The 2,394-nt window shown below is 65.6% G+C and carries 3 protein-coding genes; all 3 read right to left on the bottom strand.

Annotated features, from left to right (window positions below):
* Nucleotides 1-828, bottom strand: an 828-nt coding sequence (rluF, locus tag BIS11_RS15265; RefSeq protein ID WP_253586461.1) for a 23S rRNA pseudouridine(2604) synthase RluF, incomplete at its 3' end; no start/stop codon positions are given.
* A gap of 43 nt (nucleotides 829-871) precedes the next feature.
* The gene (locus BIS11_RS15270) at nucleotides 872-1,414 is read right to left on the bottom strand and encodes a DUF924 family protein (protein ID WP_253420901.1); all 543 of its coding nucleotides are present in this window, start codon (nucleotides 1,412-1,414) and stop codon (nucleotides 872-874) included.
* 13 nt (nucleotides 1,415-1,427) lie between these two features.
* Nucleotides 1,428-2,394, bottom strand: a 967-nt coding sequence (locus tag BIS11_RS15275) for a phosphoenolpyruvate carboxylase (RefSeq protein ID WP_253586462.1), incomplete at its 5' end; no start/stop codon positions are given.

The raw sequence follows: 2,394 nt of genomic DNA on the forward strand, positions 1-2,394 counted from the left end.
CCCCTTGGCCGCTGCCCCGGCGCGACCGGGTGCACCGCCCTTCCCGCCGCGGGCGTTGGGTTTGGGCTTCGGTTTAGGTTTGGGCTTTTGCGCCGGGGGCGGCGCGCCGTCGGAGGTTTCGGTGAGCCGGACGATGGTATCGATCTCTTTCGGCGTCAAGTCGCGCCAGTCGCCCAGCGCCAGCCCCTTGAGCGAGACGTTCATGATCCGCGTGCGCACGAGTTCCACCACCTCGAAGCCGAAGTGTTCGCACATGCGCCGAATCTGGCGGTTGAGCCCCTGCACCAGGGTGATGTTGAAGGTAAAGCGCGATACCCGCTCCACCTTGCACTTCTTGGTCACCTGACCCAGGATCGGCACGCCCTTCTGCATGCCTTCGATGAAATCGTCGGTCACCGGCTTGTCGACGGTGACGACGTACTCCTTCTCGTGCTGGTTGTTGGCGCGCAGGATCTTGTTGACCAGATCGCCGTTGTTGGTCAGAAAGATCAGCCCCTGGGAGTCCTTGTCCAGGCGCCCGATGGGAAAGATGCGCACGCCGTGGCCAACGAAATCGACGATGTTGGCCTTTTCGCTCGACTCGGTGGTGCTGACGATGCCTACGGGCTTGTTGAGCGCAATCAGCACCAGGTCCTCTTCTTCCTGCGGTTCGATCTCCTGGCCGTTGACCTTGACCCGATCGCCGGGCACGACCTGGTCCCCGGTACTCGCACGGCGCCCGTTGATCCAGACGTTGCCCTGCTCCACGAAGCGGTCCGCCTCGCGGCGCGAGCAGAGCCCGCTTTCGCTGATGTACTTGTTGATCCGGGTCGATTTTCCAAAAGACATAGAGCGCTACTGGCCTGGGTGAAGAAGTTGACGTGAAAAACGGTTAAAACGAGGAGCCGGGCGTTTCGAGAAAGCGCTGCTCCTCGTCGCTCGAGGCCCGCCCGAGAATGGCGTTACGGTGCGGGTAACGCCCGAAGCGGTCGATGATCGTCTTGTGCCGGCGCTCGAAATCGAGGTTTCGCTCGAGCCCCGGCTGGTCGAAGAGTCGCTCGGCCTGCACGTGGATACGCGCCGATTCGCTGTGCATGTAGGGCATGTAGAGAAAGGCGCGCCGCTCGGATGACAGCGCGCGATCCGCCTTCGCCCGCACCGCCTCCTGCGCGAGCCCAAGGGCCAGCGGGTCCGCGGCGAAGGCCGCGGGCGTGTCACGGTAGATATTGCGCGAGAATTGATCGAGCACGATGATCTCCGCCAGTCGGCCCTCGGGCGTTTCGCGAAACTCGAAACATTCGCAGGCGAGCGCACTAGCGTGCAGCGTGCCAAAACGCTCGTGGATGGCACGATCGAGCGCCGGGTCCTTCTTGAACCACTGGGCGGGTGTGAGTTCGTCGAACCAGAACGTCAGCACCTTTTGCATCTCGTTCATCGCACGCTCCTCCTCAACCGGTGTTTCTGAGCCCGGTGGCGATCCCCGCCATGGTGACCATCAGCGCCCGCGATAGATCGGCACTGATCGCGCCGTCGGCGTCGCGATTACGCTGCAGAAGCTCCGCCTGCAAGCCGTGCAGCGGGTCGATGTAGGGGTTGCGCACATCGATCGCCTGACGGATCAGCGGCGTGTTCTCGAGAAGCGCCTGCTGCTCGAGGATATCCAGTACCGCGACCTCGAGGCGCTCGTAGCGCCCGCGCAGCTTCTTGCCCAGCGCCTTGAGCGAGGGCTCGTCGACCAGCCGGTGCTCGTAGTAGGCGGCGATCGCCACGTCCGCCTTGGCCAAGAGCATCTCGAGCATGTCGAGGTAGGTGCCGAAGAACGGCCACTGGCTGCGCATCTCCTGGAGCACCTCGCGCCCGCCGGGCTGCTCGAGACGATTGGCGAAGGCCTCGCCGCTGCCGAGCCAGGCGGGCAGCATCAGCCGGATCTGCGTCCAGGCGAAGATCCAGGGAATGGCGCGCAGGGTCTCGACCCCGCCGTCCTGACGGCGCTTGGCGGGCCGCGAGCCGAGCGGTAGCCGGCCCAGGGCGCCCTCCGGTGTCACCGCGCGGAAATAGGGCACGAAGTCCGGGTCCTCGCGGACAACGCCGACGTAGCCCGCGTGGGCGATGCGTGCCAGCTCGTCCATCTCTTCGCGCCACTGCGGCTCCGGTGCCGGCGGAGGCAGCAGCGTGGCCTCGAGCACCGCGCAGGTGTAGATCTCCATGGAACGCAGGGCGATGTCCGGCTGGCCGAACTTGAAGCGGATCATCTCGCCCTGCTCGGTGACCCGCAGGCTTCCGTTCACCGAGCCCGGCGGCTGGGAGAGAATCGCCGCGTGGGCCGGGCCGCCCCCGCGGCCGACGGTACCACCGCGGCCGTGGAACAGGGTCAGGTCCACGCCGTGACGTTTGCACACCTCGACCAGCGACTCC

This window comes from Halomonas sp. 707D4 (genome assembly GCF_024158685.1).
Classification (GTDB): domain Bacteria; phylum Pseudomonadota; class Gammaproteobacteria; order Pseudomonadales; family Halomonadaceae; genus Vreelandella.

What these genes read in the sequence shown, in the direction of transcription:
- BIS11_RS15270 (WP_253420901.1), bottom strand. Translation starts at nt 1,414, where the DNA reads ATGAACGAGATGCAAAAGGTGCTGACGTTCTGGTTCGACGAACTCACA.